The 22,227-nt window shown below is 53.0% G+C and carries 17 protein-coding genes; 8 read left to right on the top strand and 9 right to left on the bottom strand.

The window, feature by feature from the left end; all coding sequences use genetic code 11:
- Positions 1 to 15 precede the first annotated feature (15 nt).
- From P2W84_RS06255 to P2W84_RS06245, 3 genes are all read right to left on the bottom strand, one after another.
- On the bottom strand, positions 16 to 1,518 hold the full coding sequence (locus P2W84_RS06255) for a SusD/RagB family nutrient-binding outer membrane lipoprotein (RefSeq protein ID WP_276089265.1): 1,503 nt from the start codon (positions 1,516 to 1,518) through the stop codon (positions 16 to 18).
- 11 nt (positions 1,519 to 1,529) lie between these two features.
- Positions 1,530 to 4,745, bottom strand: coding sequence for a SusC/RagA family TonB-linked outer membrane protein (locus tag P2W84_RS06250; RefSeq protein ID WP_276089264.1), 3,216 nt, complete (start codon positions 4,743 to 4,745; stop codon positions 1,530 to 1,532).
- Positions 4,746 to 4,912: 167 nt separating this feature from the next.
- On the bottom strand, positions 4,913 to 7,411 hold the full coding sequence (locus P2W84_RS06245) for a M14 metallopeptidase family protein (protein WP_276089263.1): 2,499 nt from the start codon (positions 7,409 to 7,411) through the stop codon (positions 4,913 to 4,915).
- 72 nt (positions 7,412 to 7,483) lie between these two features.
- Here P2W84_RS06245 and murF point away from each other — a divergent pair, with 72 nt between their 5' ends.
- A complete protein-coding gene (murF, locus tag P2W84_RS06240; protein WP_276089262.1) occupies positions 7,484 to 8,848 on the top strand; it encodes a UDP-N-acetylmuramoyl-tripeptide--D-alanyl-D-alanine ligase in 1,365 nt (454 codons plus the stop codon).
- A gap of 3 nt (positions 8,849 to 8,851) precedes the next feature.
- Here murF and P2W84_RS06235 read toward each other — a convergent pair whose 3' ends face one another.
- The 3 genes from P2W84_RS06235 to P2W84_RS06225 are packed head-to-tail and all read right to left on the bottom strand — an operon-like array spanning position 8,852 to position 11,925.
- Positions 8,852 to 9,328 carry a gliding motility lipoprotein GldH gene (locus P2W84_RS06235; protein ID WP_276089261.1) on the bottom strand — a complete coding sequence of 159 codons (477 nt, stop codon included), beginning with the start codon at positions 9,326 to 9,328 and terminating at the stop codon, positions 8,852 to 8,854.
- Positions 9,321 to 10,775, bottom strand: coding sequence for a regulatory iron-sulfur-containing complex subunit RicT (ricT, locus tag P2W84_RS06230; protein ID WP_276089260.1), 1,455 nt, complete (start codon positions 10,773 to 10,775; stop codon positions 9,321 to 9,323). Before ricT ends, P2W84_RS06235 begins: the two co-directional genes overlap by 8 nt.
- 1 nt (position 10,776) lies before the next feature.
- Complete coding sequence (locus tag P2W84_RS06225) at positions 10,777 to 11,925, bottom strand: hypothetical protein (protein ID WP_276089259.1); 1,149 nt, start codon at positions 11,923 to 11,925, stop codon at positions 10,777 to 10,779.
- 275 nt (positions 11,926 to 12,200) lie between these two features.
- On the opposite strand from P2W84_RS06225, the gene ruvX reads away from it, so the two are divergent.
- The 7 genes from ruvX (at position 12,201) to P2W84_RS06190 (ending at position 19,459) form a co-directional block, all read left to right on the top strand.
- The gene (ruvX, locus tag P2W84_RS06220) at positions 12,201 to 12,617 is read left to right on the top strand and encodes a Holliday junction resolvase RuvX (protein ID WP_276089258.1); all 417 of its coding nucleotides are present in this window, start codon (positions 12,201 to 12,203) and stop codon (positions 12,615 to 12,617) included.
- Between the two features lie 4 nt (positions 12,618 to 12,621).
- Positions 12,622 to 13,275, top strand: a complete 654-nt coding sequence (locus tag P2W84_RS06215; protein ID WP_276089257.1) for a class I SAM-dependent methyltransferase — start codon at positions 12,622 to 12,624, stop codon at positions 13,273 to 13,275.
- Positions 13,272 to 14,447: a glucosaminidase domain-containing protein gene (locus P2W84_RS06210; protein ID WP_276089256.1), complete on the top strand. Its 1,176-nt coding sequence runs from the start codon at positions 13,272 to 13,274 to the stop codon at positions 14,445 to 14,447. The genes P2W84_RS06215 and P2W84_RS06210 overlap by 4 nt, the downstream gene beginning before the upstream one ends.
- Before the next feature lie 63 nt (positions 14,448 to 14,510).
- The gene (locus P2W84_RS06205) at positions 14,511 to 15,260 is read left to right on the top strand and encodes a hypothetical protein (RefSeq protein ID WP_276089255.1); all 750 of its coding nucleotides are present in this window, start codon (positions 14,511 to 14,513) and stop codon (positions 15,258 to 15,260) included.
- Between the two features lie 60 nt (positions 15,261 to 15,320).
- Positions 15,321 to 16,355, top strand: a complete 1,035-nt coding sequence (locus tag P2W84_RS06200) for a DUF3078 domain-containing protein (RefSeq protein ID WP_276089254.1) — start codon at positions 15,321 to 15,323, stop codon at positions 16,353 to 16,355.
- Positions 16,356 to 16,494: 139 nt separating this feature from the next.
- Complete coding sequence (ffh, locus tag P2W84_RS06195) at positions 16,495 to 17,835, top strand: signal recognition particle protein (RefSeq protein WP_276089253.1); 1,341 nt, start codon at positions 16,495 to 16,497, stop codon at positions 17,833 to 17,835.
- An 85-nt stretch (positions 17,836 to 17,920) separates the two neighbouring features.
- Positions 17,921 to 19,459 (top strand): YifB family Mg chelatase-like AAA ATPase, encoded by a 1,539-nt coding sequence (locus P2W84_RS06190; RefSeq protein ID WP_276089252.1) that lies wholly within the window; start codon positions 17,921 to 17,923, stop codon positions 19,457 to 19,459.
- 32 nt (positions 19,460 to 19,491) lie between these two features.
- Here P2W84_RS06190 and P2W84_RS06185 read toward each other — a convergent pair whose 3' ends face one another.
- From P2W84_RS06185 to P2W84_RS06175, 3 genes are all read right to left on the bottom strand, one after another.
- Positions 19,492 to 20,811, bottom strand: coding sequence for an outer membrane beta-barrel protein (locus tag P2W84_RS06185; protein WP_276089251.1), 1,320 nt, complete (start codon positions 20,809 to 20,811; stop codon positions 19,492 to 19,494).
- A complete protein-coding gene (locus tag P2W84_RS06180; RefSeq protein ID WP_276089250.1) occupies positions 20,798 to 21,367 on the bottom strand; it encodes an RNA polymerase sigma factor in 570 nt (189 codons plus the stop codon). Before P2W84_RS06180 ends, P2W84_RS06185 begins: the two co-directional genes overlap by 14 nt.
- Before the next feature lie 74 nt (positions 21,368 to 21,441).
- A complete protein-coding gene (locus tag P2W84_RS06175; protein WP_276089249.1) occupies positions 21,442 to 22,128 on the bottom strand; it encodes a DUF4397 domain-containing protein in 687 nt (228 codons plus the stop codon).
- Positions 22,129 to 22,227: the final 99 nt, after the last annotated feature.

Here is a 22,227-nt window from a genome sequence, read left to right as displayed (position 1 = left end):
TTCAGTTAGATCAAACTATTTGCCCCACCATACCTTGTTATACAGCGGCACCTGTGCCGGCGTATTGCTGTTGCGGCTCCGCTCATAATCCGGGAACACAAACCTTCTCGGGAAGTTTCCTTCGCCGGTTACCCCGTTCGGTACATAAACCAGTTCTCCCGGCACATAATCATCATCCGTCGAATACACGTCGCTGATCTCCGGATAACCGGTACGGTTCTGCTCAAAGAATGCCTCCAGTGCATGTGACCCGAACAGCGAGGCCCATTTCTGAACAATGATCGCCTTCAGCTTCTGCTCAAAGGTTCCGGTGAGCGGATAGGCATAGGTCCCTCCCGCCTCAATCAGTGCACCGGGCGTAAGGCCTACCTGTGCAAATGCTGCGGTAACCCCCGCATCGTACTTCTCGCGGGCATTGTCCCCGTTGAAATAACGCTCCAACGCTTCCGCCTCCATAAAAGCTACCTCAGCGGGGCTAAACAGCCAGGCCGTTTCCGTAGGCCGGATGATGGGATTCACCGCATTGTTGTTTCCGTTCAGGTAATCGCCCTGGTGTATCGACTCAATGGGGTAGCCCATCCCGAAGTAGGCCATTCCCCTGGGGTCATTGTTCGCCTCCAGCCAGCTGGTCAGCGTCACGCTTGCGCGCAGGTTATCCGGGGTGTTCTGCCTCCTGAAATTGTACTCATAAAAAGGGTTACTCTTGTTCGGCGCATTCTCAAATAAGCTTACCCCCGCTCCTGCGGTGAGGAACTTGCCCTCGCCTTCATTCGCCTCAAACAGCTCCCTGATTCCTGCTTCTGCCTCAGTTGGCTTTGTGTTCACCATCCGGAGGTACATCTTGAGTTTCAAAGTATTGGCGAACCGTTCCCAGTTATCGATCTCGGTTTCCAGGTCGGCATTGCCCCTTTCGCCAAAGACAAAATCTACCCGAGCCTGCTCCGCTGAATGTATTGTTGCCCGGTAGTCCTTAGCCAGGGCCGCGTCGATCTCCGCGATCAGAGACTTGTAAACCGTATAGCCGTCATCAAACTTCGGCTGCAGAAATTTCTCCGGCTGCAAAGCCTCCGAATAGGGCACCTGGTCAAACAAATCCACCAGCACCTGGTAAGTATACGCCTTCATGACCGTATTCATCAGGTTAAAGCGCCAGTCCTGAGCGGCAACCGCCTTGCTGATGCCCAGCTGGTAATCCGTCAGTGCTCCCTGGTATAGCTCTGCATAAGGTGTGTTGATAAACCCGGAACTGTTCTGTAAGTTGTAATTGTCTACTGTCCGGAACTGGCTTGAACCATTGTTCTGCGCCCAGAACTGGGCCCACATGCCGCCCACAATAGAAAGATCACCGTTCACGTGCCCCACCGTTGACATTACCGCCGAGGGGAACAGTGCCTCCATCGTCGCCTTTTCTATCGACGGGTTGTTGGGGCTTTCATTAATGTCCAGCTTCTTACAGCCGAAGGTCAGCAGTACTGCAAGGGAAGCCAGCCTCCATGTATTCTTATATCCTATTTTCATTTTTCTGCTTACTAAAAGGTTATGTTTAAAGAAAGGCCGGCATTGCGCGTCGACGGCCCGCTTCTGAATTCACCGAACTCGCTGGAAAGGTCGTTTCCATAGTTGGATACCTCCGGGTCTATGATCCGGTTTTCCTTCGGCAGCCAGGTCAGCAGGTTCCGCCCGTAAGCGGTGATCACTGCCCTGTCGGCCCCGATCCTTGCGGCTACCGTTTTGGGAAGCGCATAGCTCAGCGTAATCTCCCGCACCTTGATGAACGTCTTGTCAATGATCCTGTCGGCATAAGATGTAGCCTTGCCCAGGTCCGTATAGTAATAGGCGAAAAAGTTGTTCTCCGTAATGGGATTGGCATTCTCCGCATATCCGGTAACCTGGCCCTGCGCATTCCTCACTTCCACTACCGAGTTCGGCACAATGAACGTTCTGCGGTCATTATAGACCGTATTTGCCGAGTTGCCGACAAAGTTCAGCAAGTCAGCCGTTCCCGAATAAAATACGCCGCCCTTCTTGTAATCCAGCGCCAGCCCCAGGGTGAAATTCTTAAAGCTGAATGAGTTGTTCAGCCCCATGATGAAATCGCGCTGCGACGAGCCGTACTCGCCCAGTTCATCCGCTACAAGCGGGAACCCGTTGCTGCCCACAATAATGCGGCCCTGAGGGTCAAAACGCGGCACAGGTGCTTCCAGTATGCCCAGCGGCTTACCCACCTTGGCCACGAACTGCGCATCATAGGCAAAATTGAGCACCACCCGGCTCAGGCCGTCGGGCAGGGCAAGCACGGTATTCCGGTTTCTCGAAAAGGTATAGGTCAGGTTCCAGGTAAGGTCCTCTGATTTCAGCGGCACGCCGGTCAGCGCCAGCTCGACACCCCTGTTTCTCACTTTACCGAAATTCACCACCCGGAACGCCAGCCCGGTAGACGGGGAAGCCGAGATGGGCAGGATCTGGTCATTCGTGACGCGGCTGTAATACGCCGCATCCAGGCCGAGCCTTCCGCCAAAGAACTGGATCTCACCACCAAGCTCGGTCTCCGCACTGATCTCCGGCCGCAGCTTGTCGTTCCTCAACGTATTGGACACGGTATATCCGGCCACCCCGCCAATCGGGAAGCTGATGTTGCCAAATCCCAGCGGCACATTGGTACGGTTCAGTGTATTGTAAACATTATACGGATCGGTATCGCTTCCGGTCTTACCATAAGCCGCCCTCAGTTTCAGCAGGTTGATCCTTGCCCTGGAAAGATCCGTCAATTGCGAGACAAGCAGGGAAAGGTTCGCGCCCGGATAAAAATAACTCCGGTTCGCCGACGGCAGTGTAGAGCTCCAGTCGTTTCGCGCGTTGAGGGTCAGGTAAGCGAAGCTCTTGTAACCCAGCGTAGCCGAACCATACAGGCCGAACAGCCTGCGCTGCGCCGACAGCTGTGTCGTGGTCGGCGGGTTGCCCGAGTTTTCGATGTGATAAAAGCCCGGAATCGACAGGTCTTCCACACCGGAATACAGCGTCCGGCTACCCCGGTCGTTGAAGTTCAGCCCGATCAGTCCGTTCAGCTCAAAGTCACTGCTGATCTGTTTGTTAAAAAGTGCATTCAGCTTGGAATCGAACTCAAAATACTTCTCATTGCCGTCAATCACATTACCCACGCTGATCTGCCGCACCACGCCCTCATCATTGCCCCCGCCAGACCAGCTGCCGGGTGTCGGGTTATTCTTCGCATTCCAGATCTTATCTACGATGTTGCTCACATCCGCCCCTTGCTGAAACTGGAAGCTCAGCCATTCCGTGGCCTTAAACTTCAGGTCGACGTTTCCGTAAAAGCGGTCGCTCTTAAACCGGGACCCGTTTTCAAATACGGAATAATAGGGGTTCTGGGTGAAGGGGCTGAAAAATCCGTCCACATCATAATACTTATTCTTGTAATCCTTAAATGCCTTTATCGGAAATTCAACCGGTATCTGCAGGATATCTTCGTAGAAAGACGAACCCACGCCCGAGTTGGCCTGGCCGGTCTGTACAGCCCTGGTATTTTTGCCGATATAATTGGCTGATGCGGTAACCGTAAAGTTTTTCAGCTTCGAAGATCCGTTCAGGCTCAGCGAGTTCCGCTTATAGCTGTCATTTGCCCCCGGCAGGATCCCGTCACTGCTGACGTTGCCGTAGGAAAAATGAAAGGTTGCCGTTTCATTGCCCCCGCTGATGGCGATGGTATTGTTATACTCCCGGCCCGTGTCAAACGCCTCGCGAAAAGCATTGGGCAAGGCCACGAAGGGCTTACTCTGGCGCTCGCCGTCCACCTCCGAGCCCCATGGCCGGATCTGCCCGTCAAACTTGGCGCCCCAGCTGCCGTTTTCCGCAATGTAGGCGTATTTGCTGAAGCCCTGCCCGTACTGGTCCTGGAGATCAGGAATGATCGAGACCCGGGTGAAAGCCGCAGCAGATGAAAAGTCCACCTTAAATGCACCTGACTTTCCTTTTTTCGTGGTGATCAGGATAACACCGTTGGATGCGCGCGAACCGTACAGCGAACTCGCCGCAGCACCTTTTAAGATACTGATACTTTCAATATCACTGGGATTAATGTCATTGGCGGCATTGCCAAAATCGTAGTTTTCCTTGAGGTCGCCGATGCTCAGCAGCGGCGAGGCATCTCCCGGCCGCGTATTGTTTACCGGCACCCCATCCACCACATACAAGGGCTGGTTATTCCCCGCGATGGACGAAAAGCCCCGCAGCACCACCTTACTCGATCCTCCCGGCTGGCCGCTCGTTCCCGAAATGTCCACTCCGGCTACCTTGCCCTGCAGGCCCGTTACGATATTGGTCGGTGAGGCCCGGTTGATCTCTTCCGAGGCCACCTGTGTGGACGAGTAGCCCAGCGTTCTCTTCTCCCGGTTCACGCCCAGGGCCGTTACGACCACCTCACCCAACTGCCGGGCGTCCGTCGCCAGGGCAACGTTGACGACGCTGCCGGCACCAACTGTAATCGTTTGTGGAGCATAGCCGAGTGAGCTGAACACCAGCGCGGTCGCCCCCACCGGCAACTGAATGGCATACCTGCCGTCCTGACCAGTCTGTGTGCCGGTCTTCGTTCCGTCTACAAGTACCGAAACTCCCGGAAGCGGCAAACCGTCATCCTTTCCCGTTACGGTACCAGTAATCGTCTTTTGCTGAGCATATGTGGCTGTAACCACAAGCATCAGCAGGACAAAACTTAGTACAAGTCTTTTCATAAATAATAGGTTTTAGTTTGAAAGCTGTCCTGCCCTGACAGACGCCAGGAACAAGACAGTCAAACTTCCCTAATATTTATAGAAAAAAATGTCGCGGCATCACCAAGTTGAACGGAGCTCCCTGCCCCGCTATTCTTATCGTAAAGCGACAGGCAATTGTCTGCAGGTCAGCGTAAAAACACAGCATTCAGAAACAGCCGCTTTCCGTTTTCCCAGAAGGCCCTGAACAGTACATCCGTCCCAAGGTATACCACACTGCCCCGGCCCATCCGCTGCTCCCCGAGCAACATGCCGTTGTTCAGGCGTGCCACCACAGCTTTGCCTGCAATGCCGGCCACATAGCTGTCTTTGTTCAGTAAACCCACATTTCCTTCTTTAGGTAAGGGATCGTAGATTTTATCGTCCGTTTTCAGCGCATAGTAATCATCTCCCAGGCCCGAACTCAGGGGATGGCCCTTATCCAGGTTTATCCGGAAGATCGCCCCCGGGATCGCGTTCGCAAGGTCTTCGCCCCCGGGCACCCCATACTTCAGAGGTGCCTGCAACACCGGTCCGGGCTTTGGCAGATCCTTAATCCTGATCCCGTAGGGCTTTTTCTCAGAAAATGCCGCCACTGCATTTTCCAGCAAGATCAGCTTTCCACCCCGGTTTACCCAGGACTCCAGCCGCGCCGGCAGGTCGTCGGCATAATCGCCGTCCGGCACCACCAGAACATTGGTCTTATGGCTATCCAGCCCGTCCAGTTCGCGCAGGTTCAGCATGCTTACCTGTTGCCCGAGCTCCTGCTCAAAGAAATGCCAGACCTCTCCAGCAGCCTGGGCAGACACTCCGGGGCCGGAAACTACGCCAATACGCACCGGCCTGGTCAATGTATATGCAGAAGAACCCAGGTCCTTCCCTTTTTCCACAGCCCCTCCGGACAGCGTCATACAATCGGCACCAGATGTCCCGGCAATTCCCCGCACTTTATCTGCAAGTCCTTTTATGCGTTCATTCTCTGCACGGTAAATCAGCAAGGTTCCGGGAGAAAAAGACCTTCCCCCGGCAGTAAAGGCCTCACCGGACGTACGCACCCGGATGTCTGCCGCGTGGAGGGCCAGCAAGGCCCGTGCCGCCTTCAATCCGTTCCAGCCAATGACCCAGGCATAAGGCTTATTCGCCGACAGGTCCGCAGCCGGTAAAACCTCAGGACCGGAAAAGCTGCCCTTCAGGGACTCCTTTACCGCATATGCCTTCAGACCAAAGGCGTAAGGCAAGGACCATGCGGTGATGTCATAAGTATTCGGATCACTCACCATCGTCTGAGGCTCGAACAACACGTTCGCCAGAACTGCCGCAGGCTGATGCAGGCTGATGACCAGATCGTTCCGCTCCAGGGTCAGGCTTTCCATCCGTTTGCTTTTATAGCTGAATCCACGCAGGTTACGGGCCCCGCCATAAGCATATACAATACCGTTCCTGTCCAGCAGTTCCGTCAGCCGCTCCAGTTTTTCCCGGTCCGTATCCTTGACGACATAAGTGCGGTATGTCCCTGGCGGTGAGGATACGGAACGCTCAAAATACAGCCTGAACTCCTCCACCAGGCGCTGCGCATGTGTGCTTACAGCCTCCAGTGTAGCCATTCCGGTCGTAAAATGATGTTCGATCCTGTCCTTCAGCTTCAGCGTATCCCCGTTCAGCATGACCACCGCAAGGCCGGCACCGATCCCGCCCTGCTCATAGGTCATCCCGATGGCCCCATTGTACAATGGATAAGTATCTCCATAAGAAGGATACAACAGATCAAACCTTTCCTTCGTAAAATAAGCCCAGCCCTGCTGATCGAAATACTTCGCATTGTTCCGCCCGGCGATCGCCTGGAATTCTCTCTGCCAGGGGGTAATGTCTACGTGGATCGGTTCTGCAGCCGGGGCAAAATAATAAGGCTCGTTATAGTTCTGTTCATGGAAGTCTACATGTACTTCCGGCATCCAGTCCCGGTACAGCTTCAGCCGCTGCCGGGTTTCGAGCTGTGTCTGCCAGGCCCAGTCGCGGTTCAGGTCAAAGTAATAATGGTTCGTCCGGCCGCCCGGCCAGGGCTCAAAATGCTCCCGCGCCATCGGGTCTGCATTCGGTACCTGGTCGCTCACCGAATTGAAATACTGTACATAACGCTCCCTGCCGTCCGGGTTCAGGCAGGGATCTATGACCACTACGGTATTTTCCAGCCACTTTTCCACTTCCGGCGTGCGGCCACCGGTCAGTGTGTAGAGCATCCGCATTGCCGTTTCGGACGAGCTGGCCTCATTGCCGTGTATATTGTAGCTCAGCCATAAGATCACGGGCTGCGGCCGTACCGCCGGCTTTTTCGCCTGGCTCAGTTCCAGGTTGTACTTCCTGATCTCTTCCAGCCGTTCCATATTGCCTTTCGCAGAAACCACCGTTACGAACAGTTCCCGGCCCTCGTTCGTCTTGCCATAACTGATCAGCTTTACCTGCTGTTCCAGTGCAGCGACATAATGAAAATAACCCGAAACCTGTTCATAGGTACTGAACCTGCTGCCCAGTGCATAGCCGAGATAAGCTCCGGGAGATTTCAGCTGCTGTCCCGGAGGCACGACCTGCGCTTCCAGTCCCGGCAAGCCAAGGCCAAGCCCCATCACCAGCAAAAACAGCATTTTCTTCATATCAAGTGTAATATACGAATCCGGCATGATATATTTGTTATCCTTAAGACGGCCAGAAAAACACCGAGACCTATGCGCAACAGCACTATTGAAACACTCTATCAGCATTACCTCCGGCACCCCCAGGTATCGACCGACACCCGCAATATCCAGCCCGGCAGCATTTTCTTTGCGCTCAAAGGCGAGCGTTTCGATGCCAATGCCTTTACGGCACAGGCCCTTGAAGCCGGTGCAGCCTGTGTGGTCATCGACAACCCGGATTACCATCTGGACCAGCGCTGCATCCTGGTGCCCGATGTGCTGACTGCGCTTCAGGACCTCGCCCGTCATCACCGCACGCAGCTCAATATTCCTTTCATCGGGCTTACCGGCACGAACGGCAAGACCACGACCAAGGAGCTCATCAAGGCGGTGCTTACCGAAAAATACCAGACCTTTGCGACCAGGGGCAACCTGAACAACCACATCGGGGTCCCGTTATCCATCCTGTCGATTCCACCGGGAACAGAGATCGCTGTCATCGAAATGGGGGCCAATCACCAGGGGGAAATTGCATTCCTCAGCAACCTATGTATGCCCGATTATGGCCTGATCACCAATGTAGGCCTGGCCCACCTGGAGGGCTTCGGGGGTTTCGAAGGCGTAAAGAAAGGCAAGGGCGAGCTCTATGCGCACCTGGAACAACACCAGGGTACTGCCCTCATTCACCACGACAATCCGCACCTGCTTGAAATGGCCGCCGGGGCGGGGCTCAGCAAGGTCATTTATTATGGTACCGGACCGGCCGACACCATTTGCGGCGAACTGCTGGATGCAGATCCCTTCATCAGGATCAGCTGGCATACAGGAACCGGCCCTGAAACGGGTACAGCCAATTCCGATACCCCGAAACATACCGTACAACTGAACCTCACCGGAGCTTATAACTTTGAAAATATCCTTGCTGCCATTACCATCGGCCAGATCTTCGGCCTGAGTCCCGGTCAGATCAGCACGGGGCTTTCAGGCTATCAGCCGCAGAACAACCGTTCACAGCTGACCCAAACGGCAAACAACACCGTTATCTGCGATTTCTATAATGCCAATCCCAGCAGCATGTCTGCCGCACTGAGCAATATGAACAGCCAGAAGGCTGACCGGAAGGCGGTCATCATCGGTGATATGTTTGAACTGGGAGAAGAGGCCCCGGTGCAACATGAGCGTATTGCCAGGGAGGCGGTTGCCTCAGGTGTCGATCTCCTGGTGCTGATCGGCAGGCACTTTTTTGCGCAGCAGGACAAACCCGGCTTCGCGGCACCCGCAGGTAAGAAAATCCTGTTTTTTGAAAATCCGGAAGAAGCCGGAAACTACTTATCGGCCAATCCATTGAAAAGCCACCTTATCCTGCTCAAAGGTTCAAGAGGAATGGCCCTTGAAAAATTGCTTCCCTTGCTTTAGTATTTACCGATCTGTTCCCGCCAGCGAGGCCCTGAGGCCCACGTCGCTGATCTCCCGCAGCGGATTATCGCGCATATTCTGCTCCACCTCCAGCAGGTATTTGCCGGGGGCGGGAAATTTATAGCTGGTCAGTAAAGGAACTACCGAAGTAAACAGATTACCTGAACCTGCCCCGAGCCATTGGCCGTCAGGCTGCGCAAGCCTGAGCTCATACCTGCGGCTCTGTTTCTTTAACCCCCCGCCGCTGATGTGCAGTAATACGAAAATATTACTGTACCGGTAATCGCTGGTGTGCCTCAGTTTAAAATAGATGTTTACCGGCTTCGCCGCATCCCTGACCTCTACTACCGTATGTACCTTGTTGGCATAGTTCCAGTTGCGCGAAGGCATGGAAATATTGCTGTCGGTCAGGACTCCGGTATCACAAGCCTGCAGGAGCAATACCAGGGCCATAACGGCAAACATCTTCAAGTTATTCATCCTTTGGCCCCTGGTTGTTGCCCCCACGGTTACCTTCTCCTTCCCTGGGTCCACGCTCCGCACCGTCCCTGTTCTTTTTCCTGCGGTTCTTATTGCGGTTACGGCTGCCTGAGGCTCCCGGTACCTGGCCCTCAGCCTGAACCACTCCGCCCTGCGGAGCCAATGCTTCCACTGCAGGGTCCGCCTGTCCGTTCACCTGGTTTCCACGGCCCGTTCCCGGTTTCTGGTTGCCGGCCTGGTTGCCGCCCCGCTTTGCCTGGCCCTGCGGTTTACCTGGCCCGCCTTCCGGCTTGGCCCGCTCGCGGTCCCGGTCCTTGCCTTTTTTCTTATTACGGCTCTTCCGGTTTTTATCGTCCAGGCGCGTCAGGCTGTCCTGGCCCACCACGTTTTCATAATCATGTACTTTCTCTACAGGCGCAGCAGGCTTGAGCGCCACTGCTTCTTCCTTCAGGTTCACCGGTTTTTGTCCCCGCTTGTTCATGGCCATGATCTCCTTCACCCGGTCTACCTTCAGCGGGATCCAGTCTTCCGTGTTGGGGTAGCTGAACCACATCACTTTTTTAAAGATGTCCGTTTTCTGGTGCCTGGCCACCCCGATCTCTGTATGCAGGCTTTCCACCCGGTCGGGGATATCCTTCAGCGCATCCAGATAGGTATCCAGCTCGTAGTTCAGACAGCATTTCAGTTTGCCGCACTGGCCCGCCAGTTTCAGCGTGTTCAGCGACAGGTTCTGATAACGTGCCGCCGCCGTCGATACCGTCTTAAAGTTGGTCAGCCAGGTAGAACAGCACAATTCCCTTCCGCAGGAACCAATACCGCCCAAACGGCCCGCCTCCTGGCGCATACCGATCTGCCGCATCTCGATCCTTACCCGGAAGGCTTCTGCCATCCGTTTGATCAGTTCCCTGAAATCAACACGGCCCTCCGCCGTATAAAAAAAAGTCGCCTTGGTCTTATCGCCCTGGTAATCTACATCACTGATCTTCATGGACAGCCGCAGGTCGAGCGCCAGCGTACGGGCCTTGTGCATGGTTTCCCATTCCAGGCCCTTGGCGATCTTCCATTTCTCCACATCTGCCTCGCTGGCTTTGCGGTACACCTTCCGGGTCACCTGGCCGACCGGCGTCTTCCGGCGCTTCATCTGTATGCGCACCAGTTCACCCGTCAGCGATACGTGGCCGATGTCGTAACCACCGGTAGCGCCTTCCACAGCCACCAGTTCCCCGATCTCCAGGTAAATATTGTCCTGGTTGACAAAGAATTCCTTCCTTGCCCCTTTAAATTTAACCTCAACGATCTGAAAGGGCTTATAATTTGCCGGCATGTCCAGGTTGGACAGCCAGTCGTAAACATCCATTTTTCCGCAGCCGTTGGTCGCGCACGAACCGTTACTTTTGCAGCCTGCGGGGGCGCAACCCCCTCCTGTAGAACAACTTCCACATCCCATATTAATTGTATATATATTGAGTCCCTTGCGGGAACGTTTTAAACTTGATGATTTTTACCAGATGTAAAGATACATCTAAAAACAGAATTTTCGGATTGGCGTTCCGTTCTACGTGGTAATGCGCCTTTTCCAGCTCTGCGATGAGCGCTTCCGTCATCTGCAGGGTCAGCACGTGCGCCGACAGCCTGCGTGCCGTATCCAGTGCGAATGCGGGCAGCCGGACCAGTTGCTCTGCCCCGCTGATCAGCAGCGCGCATTCCCTCAGGAAGCTGATGCCATACTTCAGGAAATTCTTCTGATTTTCCCGCCCCCAGCCTGCGATCTGCTCCGTAAAGCCGGTCATGTCCGATACCCGGTTGCCGTAGCCCATCCGCAGCCATTCTGCAAAATAATCGGCATGCTCATTTTGGGTTGCCTGAACCAATTGCCTGGCCTCAATTAAGTTGCCGTCTGCAAGAAAGCTGTATTCCCTGGCCTGGGCTTCCGAAAGTCCCTGTGTTTCGAGCAGATACGTTTCTACAACGGCATTGGGCAGCTTGGGCACCTTCACGATCTGCGTCCGCGACAGCAAGGTGTTCAGGATCTGGTCCTGGTTGTGCGCCACGAGCAGGAAAAGCGTATTTTGCGGCGGCTCCTCGATGATCTTCAGCAACGCGTTTCCTTCCTTGTCCAGGTATTCGGGCAACCACATGATGAGCACCTTGGTGTTTGCCTCGAAAGCCTTATAACTCAGCTTTTTGATAATGTCATGACACTCGGCGATATTGATATTGGCCTGCTTGTTCTCCGCACTCAGCCTGGAACGCCATACGTCTATATCGAAATAGGGATCTTCCAGCAGCATACCGCGCCATTCGTCGAGTACGTCTACTGCCGTCCTTACTTCCTTAGAGGCGAAAAAGGGATAGGAGAAGTGCAGATCAGGATGGATATAGCGCTCGTACTTCCGGCAGGAGGCACAAAGCCCGCAGCTGTCTTCAGCCTGCTGATCCTCACAGTTGATATACTGGGCATAGGCAATGGCCAGCGGAAGCGCCCCGCTGCCGTCGCAGGAAAGGAACAACTGGGCATGGCTCACACGGCCTTCCCTGACGGTCTGCACCAACTGTCGTTTTACCGCTTCCTGCCCGATGATTTCTTTAAACTGCATTTGGTGCAAAGTAATCATTTTTAGGGAATATCTGCTGCCATCGGGGACAGTACTGCAACAAGTAGTTCCTGGTTAATACTGCGTCCACGTTAAGTCCGTATTGAGTCCACGTTGAGTCCACGTTTTACATGTAAAAACGTGGACTTGACATGGTCGGAACCCAGAGGAAACACGGACGAAAACCAGATGATGGTAAAACCGACAGCGAATGGAGGGTTAACGATCTGTTTACTATCTTTGGAAGTCTGCACTAAAGCAGGCGATGCAAGCAAAACATGCCCAGGATACTTGCCTTTGATTACGGAACCAAAAGGATCGGTCTGGCTGTGACTGACCCGATGCAGATCATTGCTACGGGACTTGACACGGTACACCCGAAAGATATACAGGACTTTCTGAAGAAATACCTGCAGCAGGAACAGGTAGAAGCCTTTGTATTTGGCGACCCCAGGCAGCTGGACGGTTCTCCTTCCGAATCGGCACAGCATGTGAAGGGATTTGCCCGGGCGCTGAAGAAGCTGTACCCGGAAATTCCCCAGTACTGGATAGATGAGCGCTTTACCTCTAAGCTTGCCCATGAGGCAGTGCTGCAGAGCGGGCTGAAGAAGAGCGCCCGGCAGAATAAGGAGCGCATCGATACGATTTCGGCGACGATCATCCTGCAATATTTCATGCAACAACCCCGTTTCTGATAAGATGATCAATGAAGATATGCAGCAACTGCTGCTCAGGTATTGCGAGCCTGAAAATGAGCTGCTCAAAAAAATAGACCGGCAAACCCATCTGAAGGTACTGATGCCGAGGATGCTGTCCGGGCATTACCAGGGAAGGGTACTGAGTATGCTGAGCAAGATGATGGCGCCGAAGCGGGTGCTGGAAATAGGCACCTTTACCGGTTATGCCACACTATGCCTGGCCGAAGGCCTGGCGGATGACGGCCTCCTGTATACCCTGGATATCAATGTGGAACTGGAAGACATGGTGCGGGGCTTCTTTGCCGAAAGTGGCTACGATGAAAAGATCCGTTACGTCCTGGGTGATGCGGGCCAGAGTATCGGCCGGTTACTGGAGGAAGAACCGGATGTATCTTTTGACCTGGTGTTCATTGATGCGGATAAAAAGAACAACGGCACTTATTATGACCTGGTGTTCGAGCGGGTGCGCCCCGGCGGCCTGATCATCGTGGACAACGTCTTGTGGAGCGGAAAGGTTTTGCAGCAGGCACAGGATAAAGATACCAGGAACATCACCAACTTTAACGACAAGATCGCGGCGGATGGCCGTGCGGAAAAGCTGATCCTGCCGGTTCGGGACGGCTTGTTCATCATCAGGAAAAAAAAATTGACATGACCAGACAAACCTCATTTACTTCAGCCCTTCTTTTTAGCCGGTACGGCATACCGCTGACCGTCTTTATCTTCAGCATGGCTTTTCTTTCTGCCTGTAAGTCGAGGAAATACAGTAAAAACAACAAAAAGATCGAAAAGGAGGCTACGAAGACCAATCCGGACTATAAGTCAATGACGACGATGAACTATATCGAAACATTTAAGGCAGTGGCGATACAGGAGATGAATATGGCGGGAATACCTGCGAGCATTACGCTGGCCCAGGGAATCATTGAGTCGGGCAGCGGCAACAGCGACCTGGCCCGTTATGCCAACAATCATTTTGGGATTAAATGTACCTCTGACTGGAAAGGCAAGGGCTATTATAAGGACGACGACCAGAAGGACGACTGCTTCCGGGTATATAAGGATGCAAGGGAATCTTTCCGCGACCATTCTGAATTTTTGAAGCGTAAGCGGTACAGTGCGCTTTTTGAGCTGGACAAGAATGATTACCGTAACTGGGCCTATGGCCTGAAGGCGGCAGGCTATGCGACAAATCCGAAGTATCCGGACCTGCTGATCAATGTGATTGACAAGTACCAGCTTTACCAGTATGACCAGCCGGAAACGGAAACCGAGAAGCTGAAACGGGAAGACAAGGTCTTTACCGAGATCAACGCGAACATTTCGAAGGAACAGAAGAAATTTACGCCAGTGGAGACTCCGCCATCGGGCGTGGTCGTCAAGGCCCCGGATACGCTGCGGATCTCTGCATCTCCAGACTCCGGTCTGCCGCCTGCACCTGTATACAAGCCCTATAGTGGCAAAAAGACAAAAGACGCCGTAACGGGAAAGCCTGACAGCAGGCGTGTCGTCTTTGAGGATGATGCGGTAGCAAAAGAAAGGGAAAAGCGGCTCAACCAGGCTGAAAACAGCACGGACACGTCCTCAGCAATAACAAGAGATGCGGCGGTGAATACTCCGGCGGTGGCGGTCCCCGCTCCGGCTAGTCCGGCGGCTCCGGTAATGGCCCAGCCTGTGCCTGCGGACAAAAGCTATACGGTACAGAAAGGAGATACGCTTTACAGCATTTCACGCCGATTCAATATCTCCGTAGACGAGCTGAAAAAGCTGAACGGACTTGCAGACAACGGCATTAAAATAGGACAGAAGCTGGTACTGGCCAAATGAGCGTTAAATTATGTTAAGGGAAATCTGCAGTCAATGACTATATTGTAATTTTGTGCTGTGTCAATGAGATTTCTGCTTTTCGTGTTGTTGGGCTTTTATGGTCTGCGGGCTGCGGCGCAGAGTGGTGGCGTGCGCGGTTTTGTGATCGACAAGGAGTCCCGGCAGCGTCTGGCAAAGGTGTACATCTACAATTCGACCAGGGATGAGGGTATTTATAATACGGCCAAGGGTGAGTTTGCGATCAAGGGGATGCCTGGAGATACTTTATTTGCGGCCCTGCAGGGATATGCAGTGGATACGATCGTACTGGACGGACAGCGTTCGGTATACTTCCAGCTGAAATCACTGGCCATCAACCTGCGTGAGGTGCCGATCATCGCAAAGAAACTGACTCCCCTGGAGGAATATCAGCAGAAACAAAAGGAGTTTAAGTACAAACTGGACAAGGGCGATGCTAAGGACCTCCTGAACCTGGGGCTGGGTGGCGTGGGCCTGGGCATAGATGCCATCTATAACCTGCTGAGCCGTGAGGGGAAGAATGCCCGGCACCTGCAAAAGGTCCTGGAAAGGGATTACAAGGATGCCCTGATCGACTACCGTTACCGCGCGGACTATGTAAAGCGGGTGCTGCAGATCAGCGATACTGAAGCCGAAGATTTTATGCATCAGTACCGTCCGACCTATGATTTTGTGGTCAATGCCTCTGATTATGACTTTGTGGTTTTCCTGAGGAACAGCTATGCGAGCTACAAGCGAAACCCGGCTGCTTTCCGCCTGCAGCCATTGCCGAAGATCAAGGTTGAGGAGTTTTAAAAAGCAAATACTTTGTCATTTGACTTTTAATACAGCGGTTTTTTCTTTTTCTTTGTAAGGATGAAGCCTTTTAGTATCTGTATCTTACTGTCTTTTATAGGCGTATCTGCGCTCCGCGCACAGGAGGCCGATACCATTCCTATCGAGACCAAAGGTCTTGATATCAAGCTGAAGCGCAGTCCGCTGCCGGCACGCGTGGGTGCCCTTACCTTTAAGCCGGTAAAGATCGCCCCGGTCGTGATCGACGAGAAAGTGAACTACTGGACGACGGTGACCCAGATTGGCATTGATGTGAACCAGGGTGCCTTTTCAAAGAACTGGCGGGCAGGCGGGGTCAACTCTCTGGCGCTTGGCGGTAACCTGAATTACCGTGCGGCTTATTCTAAGAAAAGCTATAGCTACACCAGTGAGGCCAGGATGGAATATGGCCGCATCAACAATAAGGGCCAATTACAGAAGAAAACAAAGGACCGGATTTTCTGGGACAACAAGGGCGGCCTGCAGCTTTCCAAAAGCTGGTATTTTTTCGGGTCGATCACTTTTGAATCCCAGTTCGACAAAGGTTATGCCTATTACAGAGACAATAACGGACCTGAGCAGGCGGAGCTGATATCAAAGTTTATGTCTCCGGGGTATCTGACAGAGTCTATAGGTTTCGAGTACAAGCCTGCGCCCTACTTTTCGACCAGGATCGGTACCGGTACGGCAAAACAGACGTTTATGATAGATACAGCTGTCATCACGAAGCGCTTCAATCCGGGAAACTATGGGCTTAGGCTCGGCGATCGGAATAACCCCGATGTCAGTCCGCCGCAGACGTTCAGAAATGAGCTGGCCTTCCAGGTGACGAGTGAACTGCGGGACAAACAGATCATGAAGAACGTATTCCTGTATGCGAGATACAACATGTTCATTCCCTATGACAGGAGCCTGGACAATATTGACCACCGCCTGGACATTACACTGAAATCGCAGATCAATAAGTATATGCGGGTGCAGATCAATGGGGTGGCCTTGTTTGACAAGGATTCTGACAAAGAGATCCAGGCCAGCCAGAACCTTTCGCTGGGCTTTGCCTTTTCATTCCCGAGATAGGACTTGCGCAGCCTGTGCCTAGCAGGATTCATACAAAAAATTAATATCTTTGGACGCGTGGTCTGTGACGGGCGGGGTTCACCTGAAATGGGTGTCCTGGTTACAGACATTGCGTTTTTACCCATAAGCACTCAAGAAGATGTTTGAAAATTTACAGGATAAGTTAGACCGTGCATTTAAGGTTTTAAAAGGACAGGGCAGCATTACGGAGATCAACGTGGCAGAGACCATGAAGGAGATCCGCAAGGCCCTGCTCGATGCTGACGTCAATTACAAGACGGCCAAGAACTTTACGGACCAGGTGAAGGAAAAAGCGCTGGGCGCGAATGTACTGACCAGCATTTCTCCGGGCCAGCTGCTGACCAAGATCATGAATGACGAGCTGGCTGCACTGATGGGTGGCGAGGTAACGGAACTGGACCTGAAGGCCAGTCCGACGGTCATATTGATCGCCGGTCTGAACGGTGCGGGTAAGACGACCTTCACGGGCAAGCTCGCAAACTTTCTGAAGGCCAAAGGTAAAAAGCCTTTGCTGGTGGCAGGTGATGTGTACCGCCCCGCTGCGATCGACCAGCTGGAGGTGCTTGGCGGACAGGTCGGTGTTCCTGTATATGTCAACCGGGATTCGAAAGATCCGGTGGGTATTGCCATGGAGGGTATCGCAGAAGGAAGGAAACAGAATAACAATGTGATCATTATAGATACGGCGGGCCGCCTGGCTGTGGACGAGCAGATGATGGATGAGATCGCCGCTGTGAAAGCAAGTACCAAACCGCAGGAAATCCTGTTCGTTGTTGATGCCATGACCGGACAGGATGCGGTTAATACCGCAAAGGCCTTTAACGACCGGCTCGACTTTACGGGCGTAGTGCTGACCAAACTGGACGGCGATACGCGTGGTGGTGCCGCGCTTTCGATCAAATCGGTGGTCGACAAGCCGATCAAGTTCATCGGTACGGGCGAAAAGATGGAAGCCCTGGATGTGTTTTATCCGGACAGGATGGCTTCACGCATCCTGGGTATGGGTGACGTGGTTTCCCTGGTAGAGCGGGCACAGCAGCAGTTTGACGAAAAGGAAGCGGCGGAACTGCAGAAGAAGATCCGTAAGAACAAGTTTGACTTTAACGATTTCTATAACCAGATCCAGCAGATCAAGAAAATGGGGAACATGAAGGACCTCATGGGCATGATCCCGGGCGTAGGCAAGATGATGAAGAATGTGGAGATCGGTGACGATGCATTCAAGAGCATTGAGGCAATTATCCAGTCGATGACCCCCTTTGAGAAGGAAAATCCGGACAGCATACAGCAAAGCAGGAGGATCCGCATTGCAAAGGGTTCCGGCACCTCGATTGAGGAGGTGACCAAGCTCATCAAGCAGTTCGAGGACATGCGCAAAATGATGAAGCAGTTCTCCAATCCTGCGGCAGCGGCTAAAATGATGCGCAATATGCCGAAAATGCCCCAGGGCAGGATGTAACAGCTCCTGAAAAAAAAATTCAGATTTTAATATAGCGGAGAAGAAAATACAGCATAGTTTATCCAAAAATGAATTTGGATAAACTATGCTGGTAAAAACTTACGGCAGCGCGGTCTTCGGAGTAGATGCGCTGACCATTACACTCGAGGTGAGTATTGGCGGAGGCAACCGCTATCATATTGTGGGCTTGCCCGACAGCGCCATCAAAGAGAGCCTGCGCCGGATCGAGAGCGCGATACAGGCGGTGGGCCTGAAAATGCCGAGACAAAAGATTGTCATTAACCTGGCTCCTGCAGACATCCGCAAGGAAGGTTCTGCTTATGACCTGCCGATAGCCATAGCCATTCTGGCTGCTTCTGAGCAGATTAGCTCCGCTGAGGTTTCTGATTATTTCATTATGGGTGAACTTGCCCTTGACGGAGGGCTGCATCCGGTAAGGGGTGCATTGCCCATTGCCATACAGGCCCTCGCTGCTGGCATGAAGGGTTTTATCCTGCCTGCAGGCAATGCCCGGGAAGCCGCCATCGTGGATGGCTTGGCGGTCTACGGGATGAAAAGCCTTGAAGAAGTGATCGGGTTCTTTTCGGGGAAAGGACGGCCGGAAAGGGTCACTGCAGATACGGGTGACGAGTTCCTGAAGCGTATGAACAGTTATCCGTATGACTTCGCAGATGTAAGGGGGCAGGAGAACATAAAAAGGGCGATGGAGATTGCCGCAGCCGGCGGCCATAACCTGATCCTGATCGGGCCTCCGGGAGCAGGGAAAACCATGCTTGCCAAAAGACTTCCGACCATACTTCCCCCGCTTAGCCTGAATGAAGCACTGGAGACCACCAAGATACATTCTGTAGCCGGTAAACTGGGCGCATCGGCTTCGCTGATGACGGAACGGCCCTACCGGAGTCCCCATCATACCGTCTCGGACGCTGCGCTGGTAGGCGGAGGCTCAAACCCGCAGCCCGGGGAAATCTCTCTGGCCCATAACGGTGTGCTGTTCCTGGATGAGTTGCCGGAATTCAAGCGCAGCGTCCTGGAAGTCATGCGACAACCTCTGGAAGAACGTAATGTGGTCATCTCCCGGTCCAGGATGTGTGTAGAGTACCCGGCCAGCTTCATGCTGGTCGCCTCGATGAACCCTTGTCCCTGCGGTTTCTTTAACCACCCGGAAAAAGATTGCACATGTGGCCCGGGCGTAGTTCAGAAGTACCTGGCGAAGATCTCCGGGCCCCTGCTGGACCGGATCGATCTGCACGTAGAAGTAACCCCTGTACATTTCAGTGAACTGACGGCATCGGCTGGTGCAGAAAGGAGTGCAGACATCCGGGCGCGGGTGATGGCGGCAAGATCTGTGCAGGACAAGCGCTTCGCCGGCAATGCTTCGGTGTATTTCAACGCGCAGATGAACCCGAATATGGTAAGGGGCATCTGCCAGATCAATGAAGAAGGTAAAATGCTGGTTAAAAAAGCAATGGAAAAGCTGGGTCTTTCGGCCAGGGCCTATGACCGCATCCTGAAGGTTTCCCGGACAATTGCAGACCTGGCGGAAAGTGAGCAGATTAGCCCGCAGCACCTGGCGGAGGCCATTCAGTTCCGCAGTCTGGACCGAGGGGCCTGGACCGGCTGATGTGCCGGACCTCGCCCTGAAAGTTCAGCTGTCTAAAAATCAAACTTCAGCCGGAGGCCTGTGCCGATGAGTTTCAGGTTTTCCCTGGTCACTTCCTTCATGGGGACCTTCATAAAGGGCTCAACAGAAATGGCCCTGGAACCTGCAATCTTTTGCCTGTAGCCAACGGAAAAATTGTAGAAGCCTATGTATTTATCGTTGCTCAGCTCTGACTGAGGCGCGCTTTCGGTAGTGCGAAGGGTGGTGACAATGGTATTAAAGCCATCTTTGTTATCACCGTGCAGCGACTCGCCAGACTGAACCAGCTTTTCCTCCACATAACTGTTTTTCTGGTTCTGGCTGATCACGGCAAACGCCGAAACTCCAACGTTGGCATAAAAGTTCTTGCTGAACCGGTATTTGAGTTCAAGGGGAATGTCAATACCGGCAACCTTAGTCTCGACCGATTCCAAGGTTCGGCTCTCGCGTGCAAAGCCTGCGCTGGCCGGATAATTAGCGCCCTCTGTACCTGAGGAAGCGACCCCGGAGGCTGCCAGCTGATTATAGGAAATACCTGAGCTGAGTGAAATTTTTCCCGATAAGGCGTAGTCCATATTGACGCCATAGCCCATATTGAGTTTGTTGTTATTGCTGATAGACGGGGCAACCATGACGCCAACGTCCCATTTGTCGTCTGTCTTTGGCCTGTTCGCCTTGTGATCTTTAACTGACCTGTCCACAGCGGCAAGGCTTTCTCTTTGAAGAAACTCCTCAATGCCTGGTTTCCGTTCTTCCGCTTTGACCGGCGCTGGCTGGCCAGTGCTGCTTTTTGGCGTTCCTGCCACTGCACCTGCGGGGGATGACTTGGTCACTGCCGCCAGGTCAGCGGCCTGCTGATCATTTTCTGATGTCTGATCTGGCCGGGCAAAATCGGGGGCAATTTGCGATACCTTGATTTTCGCATGCGTTTCAGGGATACCGGAAGGCTTTGTCCCTGACACCTGTATCTCCCGGGGTTCAACGGTGGTGCCCGGTGAGATGCGGCCCTGCCTTTCAGACTGTAACGGGGCTACCGCAGGCGGCAGTCCGGTTGCAGACCTGGTTCCGGCGGCGTGGATATTGTCTTTTGAGAATACCGGTTTAGGACGGTTCCCGGAATAAAGGTAAAGTCCGGCGGTAATGAGTAACAGGGCGGCGACCCCGCTAAGTGGTCCGATCCAGAAAAGGACCGGGCGCCGTTTCCGGGCTGTATCCAGGGTATTGAATTTTTCCCAGGCTCCTTCGCTATAGGGTTCCTCGTGTTGCATCAGGGCTTCCCTGATCTGGGCAATCAGCGCTTCATCTCCCGGGTCTTTATCTCTAACTGTTCGCATAACTTTGAATTGAGGTCCTGGTATACAAAGCCCTTAGACGGGCTTTGGCTCGTGTAAGGTAAACGCGGCTTGAGCTTTCAGGGATGTTCAGGGCCCTGGCAATCTCATCATGGGAAAATCCTTCTACTTCGTACATATTGAATATGACCCGCTGTGTCTGGGGCAGGGTATTGAGCATACGCATAATATCCTGCACGTTGAGCACCGACAGGGCGTTAACCTCGGACAGCGGCTGCTGTTCCTCAACGATGTCGTCAACATGCAGGAAAGTCTTTCTGGACCGGAGAAAATCTATGGCTGTCCTGGAAGCTATTTTTGCGATCCAGCCCCTGAAGGCCTTCTGCAATTCGCTCTTTTCCCTGGGAAAGCTGAACTGTGCAATGCTCCTGAAGATCTTGATAAAGGTATCATTGACCAGTTCTTCGGCATCGTCCCGGTCATCTGCATACCGCAGGATAACGCCCATAAGGTAGCCATAGAATGATTTATAGATCATTTCCTTGCTCTTGTTCCTATTGTTCAGGCACCCTTCTATTGCGTCTTCGAGCTCGAGCATTCTCCTTATACGTGGATAAGTAACGTATTGATTCTCATCATTTAATTACGCAAAGATGGGTATTTTTCCGTTGTCTATTTATGTTCGAACACTGCGATGCCCAGTTTCGTATCATCGGCAGCCGCTTTCAGGCCTTTCACCCATACGGTATAGGTCTTGCCAGCTTCGATTTTTATGTCGGCGAGTGTGGCGGTTACACTGCCGTCGGCATTTTCAACATGGAAGGTTACTTTCGCTGCCGGGTCGATCTCTGTAAAATCAGTATAGGACTTAAACGCCTTGCCGCTAAAAAGATCGGCATCTTTACCTGCGATGGAAAGGCTGAGTTCCGGGGCATCCGGGCTCAGGTGGACAAAGCGTACTTTAGCTTTTCCCGAGGCAGGTGCAGTAAGGTCGTCCTTAACAAAGAGATATTTCAGGGCGTCAAACTTGTCGTAAATGAACAGAGAGTAGGCCTTCTGGTCTTCCAGTGTCAGGTCTTCACTGACCAGCAAAGGCGTGGTTGTGTTTTTCTTTACCGTGATAAGCCTTCTCTTTCCGGAATAAAGGCTAAAGTAGCCCATCTTGTTGCCAAAGGCAAAATCAACATTATTTGCACGGGTGCCGTCCACATAAAAATCCAGTTTTTCTGTGGTGGGCGAGGCATGGATGATGTTTAGGCCTGAGATGGGTGGCACTACAAGTTCACGGTCGTCTTTTGAACAGGATGCAAGGCTTATGGATAGGGTAGCTATCGCGGCAATAATGGTTTTAATCTTCATAGTAATGTTCTTTTGTCTGTGCTGTGGCCATCAGCTTTCTCCGTGAAAACGGGGCCTGGCCGCGAAACGCTACAGCTGAAGAGAAAAAAAAACGCCGCC

Origin of the sequence: Pedobacter sp. JY14-1 (assembly GCF_029269825.1) — a bacterium.
Taxonomy (GTDB): domain Bacteria; phylum Bacteroidota; class Bacteroidia; order Sphingobacteriales; family Sphingobacteriaceae; genus Pedobacter.
The sequence above is the reverse complement of the archived record's forward strand: the minus strand, read 5'-3'. Positions and strand labels throughout refer to the sequence as shown.